Genomic DNA, 7,977 nt, shown 5'->3' on the forward strand with positions numbered 1-7,977 from the left:
GACCCCCATTACTTTCAGCGGGTCCTTGTAGTTGAGTCCGACGGCTTCCATCTTCACTTCGATCTCGCCCGGACCCGGTTCACGACGCCGATGTGCGCGGAAGGTGATGTCCGAGAGTAACTTCGAAGCCGGAACCTCGATGGCGAACGACTGCTCTGGGTCGCGGAGCGTCGTCGGCTCATCTCGAACGGCGAGGTGTTCGGCCAGGCTGCTGCGCAGGGTGACGACCCAGCGGGAGCCCTGCCTCAGCGCCACCTCGTCCACGACATCGCCTGCGAACGGACCGAATGCGAAGGTCTCTGCAGTGATCTCGGACAGCGTTGTCGAGGGCTCGGTGTCGATGAAACGCCATGCGGCGGGGGACTGTTCGTTGCGCAGTGACCGTCGTGCCCCTACGAGCCCCGCGTGAGTCAGATCGGCGCCTTCCGTGTCACCTGGCATGCAGAAGGCGCGCTCGGCGACGATGACTGCGTTCACGCTGCCCGGGTCGGCCGCGGGGCCGATGTCGTCCCCGTAGATCGCCACGTGGACGGTACGAGCTGCGGCGAGCAGCGATCCGACCGCGGACGCCGAGTCGGTGAACCGTCCGGCGACGGCGACGACGGTTGCGCGGTCGACGGCATCGGTTGCCATCCCCGCTCGAAGTACCGCGACGATCTCGGGAACGGTCACGGTATCGGCGTCGAGAATCATCGAGGACGGTCGTGACGCTGCAATTGCCTCGGCGCGTGTGCGCGCGGTGACGTCGGCGTCTCCGAGAATCAGAACGAGTGCGAAGTCGCGGGCCGCTTCGGTTCCTATCGCGTGGAGATCGCGGTTGTCGTGCAGTTCCCACACCGGTTCGTAGAACACCTTCGACAGACGATGGTGGAGCGACTGCGGTGGTGCGATCGCTCGGAATTCGACGCCGCCGAGAGTGACTGCAGCTCGGCCTTCGGGATCGGTGATGGTGATGTCGGCACGCATCGGATCGACGGACGTGCGCTTCACGACGACGGTGGCGTGATCCGGGAGCGGACCGTAACGGCGCACGGTACCCATCGAGAACGGCACGACCGCACCGGATGCGCCGGCGGACAGCGTCGCGACACACTGCAGTGCGGTGTCGAGAACGGCCGGGTGCACGAGGTGACTCGACCCGCCGTGGCGCGCGGCGTCGATGGAGGCCACAACCGTGTCTGTGCCGATCGCAACGGTCTCGATCCCCTGGAATGCGGGCCCGTACTGCAGGCCGGCGGCCGCCAGAAGCGGGTACAGGTCGTCGCCGGTTATGTGGGTGGCGTCGGGCGCGGTGTCGGACGCAACGAACGGCGCGTCGAAATGCCCCTCGACGAGACGACCCGTGGCGTTGACCGTCCACACCGTGTCCGTCGCCGAACGCGAGCGAATGACGAAACGCCGGGTGCAGTCCTCGACCGATACCTGAAGCACCGGAACATCGTGCTTGTCGACGACGAGCGGAGCTACGAACTCGACGTGTTCCAATCCGACCTCGTGTCGTCCTGAGCGGACCGCGGCTGCACTCAACGCCGCGTCGATGTACGCCGTACCCGGCAGCAGCACCAGCCCGTCGACGACATGGTCCTGCAGCCATGGCAGCTGTGCGACTGCTAGTTCCACCTGCCATTCCGACGCCGCCGAAGCGGAGCGATCTCCGAGCATCGGATAGACGGTGTCGGTTCCGAAGCGGTCCGCGACGGACGCGTCGTCCTCGCTCCACACCCGTGTCTTCTGCCACGGATAGGCAGGAAGCGCAACGTGCGGCGAGGCAATGGTGCCTTCTGTCGCGAAGATACGGCCGTCGAACGAACCCGCTGCGTACAGGTTCGACAGGGCGGTACTCAGCGATTCCGCGTCGCTCTGCCTGCGTACCAATGTGCCGATGGACGTGCCAGGATCGCCTGTCCTGATGAGGATTTCGCGAATGTTCCCCGACAACACGGGGTGCGGGCCGATCTCGAGGAACACACGGTGTCCGCGACCGACCAACCCGGCGATCGTATCGGCGAAGCGGACAGGCTTGCGGACGTTCTCGCACCAATAGGTGGCGTCCCAGTCGGCGCCGGTGACCTCGCTACCGGTGACGGTGGAGAACAGGGTCAGGCTGGGAGTGTGTGGGTCGAGTGATGCGAGGCTGCTCGCGACCTCGTCGAGAATGGGGTCCATCAAGTGGCTGTGGTATGGCACCTCGACCTGGAGGGGTTTGGCGAAGATTCCGCCCTCGGTCAGCGCGTCCGCCAGAGCGGCAAGGTGCGAGGCGTCGCCGGCCAAGGTGACGGCGCTGGGGCTGTTGATCGCGGCCACGGACACATGCTCGGGCATATCCGATCCGGCTTTCGCCAGGTAGGCGATGGCGTCGCCCTCGGAAAGCCCGACGGCAAGCATCGAGCCGGTGCCGGCAGTGGTTGCCTGTAGCCGTGCTCGGTGGCAGCTGACCAGCAGGGCGTCGTGCAGACTCAATGCGCCGCTGACGTATGCCGCGCTGACCTCGCCGACACTGTGCCCGACGACGGTGTCGGGTTCGATACCGAGCGAGCGCAATTCGGCGACGAGGCACACCTGCACCAGGAAGTTGGCCGGTTGCGCCACCTCGGTGTCCGTGACCCGCGAATGCTCCTCGTCGCGGCACAGTTCTTCGATGATGGACCAGCCTGCGATCTCGATGAACTGCTCGTCGACGATGTCCGCCATGCGCGCGAATTCGCCGCCCGCGTGCAGGAGTTCGCGGGCCATGCCCCACCACTGCGGCCCCATCCCGCTGAACACGAAGACCGGTGCGGCGCCAGTGGTGTCCACGACGTGCGATGTCGTGCCGGTACCTGAAGCCACTTCGCGCAGCTTGACCAGCAGGTCTTGCGCGTCGGTGAAACTGAGCGACGTGCGTACCGGGTGGTGTGCGCGCCTGGTCCACGCGGCGGCCGTGAATCTGCGTACGGTCAGGTCGTCTGTCAGGGCTTCCAGGGCTTCCATGGCTTCCAGTGCGTCTGCGAGAGAGGACGCCACCGCGCGCAGGGCCACGTCGGTTCGGGCGGACAGGGGAAAGAGGCGCACGGCTGCGGGCCGGTGAAGGGACGCCTCGGAATGCGGTGCGTTTTCCATGACGACGTGCGCGTTGGTTCCGCCGTAGCCGAACCCGTTGATTGCGACGATCGGTCGGTCGTAGTGCACCGGGAACGGTTCGACCTCGGTGGGGATGCGAATTGCCAACTCGTCGAACGGAATTGCCGGGTTGAGGGTATCGAGCCACGCCTGAGGGACGATGGTTCGGTGGTGGATCGACAGGGCGCTCTTGATGAGGCTCGCGATGCCCGCCGCTGCCTCGGTGTGTCCGATCGATGCCTTGATCGAGCCCACGACGAGTGGAATCTCGCGACCCTCGACCGCGCCGTACGCGCCCCCGAGTGCCTCCATCTCGAGCGGATCGCCGACCGAGGTGCCGGTGCCGTGCGCTTCGACGTAGCCGACCTGGCTCGGTTCGACACCGGCTTCGGCGCAGACCCGTTCGGCGAGTGCGCGCTGCGATACTGGGTTCGGAACGGGAATTGCTATGGTGCGCCCGTCCTGGTTGACGCCGGATCCGCGGATGACCGAATAGATGCGGTCGCCGTCGCGTAGCGCATCGGCCAGCGGGCGCAACAGCACAACTCCCGCACCCTCGCCGCGGCCGTATCCGTCGGCTGAGGCGTCGAACGACTTCGAACGGCCGTCGAACGCCAGGAAGCGACCCTTGCACATCGAGATGAACGTTTCCGGTCTGATCATCGTGTTGGCACCGCCGACGAGTGCCATCGTGCACTCGCCTCGGTCGAGCGCACGAACAGCCTCGTGGACCGCTACCAGCGAAGACGAACATGCCGTGTCGATCGTCATCGACGGACCGACGAGGTCGAGAGCGTACGAGATGCGGTTCGACAACAGCGTGTGGGACGAACTCGTCGCGCTGTGGGCGTTGATGTGGGAGCGACTGAGCTTCGAACTACGAAGTCCAGCAGAGTCATTGGTGAAACCGCCGACGTACACCCCAATCGGTTGTCCGGATACTCTCCCGGCGTGGCCTGCATCGTCGAGGGCCTCCCAGGCGACCTCGAGCAGCAATCTCTGTTGAGGATCGGTCACCGCGGCCTCGCGTGGTGAGATACCGAAGAACTCCGGATCGAAGTCCCACAGCGACTGCGTCAGAAACCCGCCCCTGCGGGTGTACATGCGGCCGGGAGCGTCCGGATCCGGATCGTAGAATCTGTCGGCGTTCCATCTGTCCGCGGGGATGTCGACGATTCCGTCACCCTTCGAGATCATGAACTCCCAGAAACTCTGCGCGTCGTGCACGCCTCCCGGAAACCGGCACCCGATACCGACAACTGCAATCTCGACCATGACTCTCCTATGACGCGTTGATGGCCCTGACAAGCGGAAGCTCGGGGAGGCGCAGGCCGCCGTGCATGCGCAGTGCAGTGCATACGAAAGTGTCGATCGATCACCGTGTTCCCCCCGAAACGCCGTCGTGCGCCGAGGGATCGGTCGACCGCTACCGATCCGCCCGTGCGCTGGGTGAAATATAAGCAGATACCGTCGGGATTGGCCATAGGAGAATCGGCGCTTGGCGAGGCGTATCGGATGTCTCAATGAACGATGACAAGGTCCAGGTTTCAACATGTTTCGCGACTTCAGGTGCGTACCGGATCGTCTGTTTTGTGAATCGAGGAGCGCTTGACGTCGGATACGTTGAGCGGCAGTGTGTTTCGGAGACTGGTTTTCGAGATATTGGTATTCGTAAGTGGTGCAGATGATTTCGTTCCGCTACGTCGATGCTCTCCGGGGGCTCGGGGCTCGGGGCTCGGCCGTCGCCCAGTGACCGAATGAGTCGTTCGCTGCGGCCCGGGGTCGCTTCGCGCACGTTCCAGCGGCCGCGCGGGTTGCAACGCGTGCCTGGGCTGCAACGTGCGCGTTCGGGGGTGAAAGTGACCGAATGAGTCGTTCGCTGCGGCCGGGTTTCGGCCGGCGCCGAGTGACCGAATGAGTCGTTCGCTGCGGCCCGGGGTCGCTTCGCGCACGTTCCAGCGGCCGCGCGGGTTGCAACGCGTGCTCGGGCTGCAACGTGCGCGTTCAGCCCGCCAGGTGACCGAATGAGACATTCGGTCCGGAAGCAGGAACCGAACCATCCGGTCCTGTTCGCCGAGCCGAAGGCCCGGACCGAGAGCGGCACGAAATGTTCGCCTCGGCCCCCTTGACGCACGGAGCTGCAAGGTTCAGTCTTGTCCTCGTAGAGCACCCCGTGGCAACCGGTCGAACGGTTGTCGAGCCCGCGACACGCTGTGGTCGATCGTCGCGCGGGTTCAAATGTCGGGTGCTACTTTTGATGCCCCTGTTGCGCGCTGCGCATATTTGGGGTATCTTTGGACGTTGCGCTGGCTGCCTCCTGTCCACCTCTCGATTGCTGTATGTCGAAGCACCGTCTTCGTACTGCTGCGATGGGGATTCGGTCTGGTTGTGACCAGCGAATTCGCCCCACATTAAGCAAGCAGATACAGCGGCGGTCGCACTGCACGAGCGGCCCGCGTGAGGTGCTGGAAGGACGCATCTTGGCAGTCTCTAGCCAGACCAAGGCAGTTGTCGGAACACCGGGAGCCCCGAGGAGGGTTTCGTTCGCGAACATTCGCGAACCGTTGGAGGTACCCGGTCTCCTCGATGTACAGACGGATTCTTTCGAATGGCTGGTAGGTGCGCAGAGTTGGCGCGACCGTGCCGCCGCGCGCGGGGACAGCAATGTCTCCGGCGGTCTCGAGGACATCCTGACCGAGCTTTCCCCTATCGAGGATTTCTCGGGCTCGATGTCTCTTTCCTTCTCCGATCCACGGTTCGACGAGGTCAAGGCCTCGATGGACGAGTGCAAAGACAAGGACATGACGTACGCGGCGCCGTTGTTCGTCACCGCTGAGTTCATCAACAACAACACCGGTGAAATCAAGAGCCAGACGGTCTTCATGGGCGATTTCCCCATGATGACCGACAAGGGCACCTTCATCATCAACGGAACCGAGCGCGTCGTCGTCTCGCAGCTGGTCCGTTCACCCGGCGTCTACTTCGATCACTCGATCGACAAGACGACGGAGAAGGATCTGCACAGCGTCAAGGTCATTCCTGGTCGCGGTGCATGGCTCGAGTTCGACGTCGACAAGCGCGACACCGTCGGTGTTCGTATCGACCGTAAGCGTCGCCAGCCCGTCACGGTGCTGCTGAAGGCTCTCGGCTGGAGCACCGAGCAGATCACGGAGCGCTTCGGCTTCTCCGAGATCCTCATGGCCACGCTGGAGAAGGACAACACTGCCGGTACCGACGAGGCTCTCCTCGACATCTACCGCAAGTTGCGTCCGGGCGAGCCGCCCACGAAGGAGTCTGCGCAGACTCTGCTGGAGAACCTGTTCTTCAAGGACAAGCGCTACGACCTCGCTCGCGTCGGTCGTTACAAGATCAACAAGAAGCTCGGCCTCAACTCGGGCCAGCCGATCGTGGCGTCGACGCTCACCGAGGAAGACATCGTCGCGACCATCGAGTACCTCGTGCGTCTGCACGCAGGTGACACTTCGATGACGGCACCCGACGGCGTCGAGGTTCCTGTCGAGGTCGACGACATCGACCACTTCGGCAACCGTCGTCTGCGCACTGTCGGCGAACTGATCCAGAACCAGATCCGCGTGGGCCTGTCCCGCATGGAGCGCGTCGTTCGTGAACGTATGACGACTCAGGACGTCGAGGCCATCACGCCGCAGACCCTGATCAACATCCGTCCCGTCGTCGCCGCGATCAAGGAGTTCTTCGGAACGTCCCAGCTGTCGCAGTTCATGGACCAGAACAACCCGCTGTCGGGTCTGACGCACAAGCGTCGCCTGTCGGCTCTCGGACCGGGTGGTCTTTCCCGTGAGCGCGCCGGCCTCGAGGTCCGCGACGTTCACCCGTCGCACTACGGCCGCATGTGCCCCATCGAGACCCCTGAGGGCCCGAACATCGGTCTGATCGGTTCGCTGTCGGTGTACGCACGGGTCAACCCGTTCGGATTCATCGAGACGCCGTACCGCAAGGTCGTCGACGGTCAGGTCACCGACGACGTCGACTACCTGACGGCAGACGAAGAGGATCGCCACACGCTCGCACAGGCCAACTCGCCTGTCGACGACAGCGGCCACTTCATCGAGGACAAGATCCTCGTCCGTCGTAAGGGTGGAGAGGTCGAGTTCGTTTCGTCCTCCGACATCGACTACATGGACGTCTCGCCTCGTCAGATGGTCTCGGTCGCAACCGCGATGATTCCGTTCCTCGAGCACGACGACGCCAACCGTGCCCTGATGGGCGCGAACATGCAGCGTCAGGCTGTTCCGCTGGTGCGGAGCGAGTCGCCGATCGTCGGAACGGGCATGGAACTGCGCGCTGCAGTCGATGCCGGTGACGTCGTCATCAACGACAAGACCGGCGTCGTCGAAGAGGTCTCTGCCGACTACGTCACGGTCATGGCCGACGACGGAAGCCGCAAGACGTACCGGATGCGCAAGTTCGCGCGCTCCAACCAGGGAACGTGCGCCAACCAGCGTCCCATCGTGGACGAGGGTCAGCGCGTCGAGTCCGGCCAGGTCCTCGCCGACGGTCCTTGCACCGAAGACGGCGAAATGGCGCTCGGCAAGAACTTGCTCGTGGCGATCATGCCGTGGGAAGGCCACAACTACGAGGACGCGATCATCCTGTCGCAGCGCCTCGTGGAAGAGGACGTTCTCACCTCGATCCACATCGAGGAGCACGAGATCGATGCCCGCGACACCAAGCTCGGTGCCGAGGAGATCACTCGTGATATCCCGAACGTCTCCGACGAGGTCCTCGCGGACCTGGACGAGCGCGGCATCATCCGCATCGGTGCCGAGGTTCGTGACGGCGACGTGCTGGTCGGAAAGGTCACGCCGAAGGGCGAGACCGAGCTGACCCCTGAAGAGC

General features: G+C 64.1%; 2 protein-coding genes. One reads left to right on the top strand and one right to left on the bottom strand.

The window, feature by feature from the left end:
- A partial coding sequence (locus A2J03_RS29420; protein ID WP_068381782.1) for a type I polyketide synthase occupies positions 1-4,374 on the bottom strand: 4,374 nt, incomplete at its 3' end.
- A gap of 1,187 nt (positions 4,375-5,561) precedes the next feature.
- Here A2J03_RS29420 and rpoB point away from each other — a divergent pair.
- Positions 5,562-7,977, top strand: a 2,416-nt coding sequence (rpoB, locus tag A2J03_RS29425) for a DNA-directed RNA polymerase subunit beta (protein WP_068381783.1), incomplete at its 3' end; no start/stop codon positions are given.

This window comes from Rhodococcus sp. EPR-157 (assembly GCF_001647195.1).
Lineage (GTDB): Bacteria > Actinomycetota > Actinomycetes > Mycobacteriales > Mycobacteriaceae > Rhodococcoides.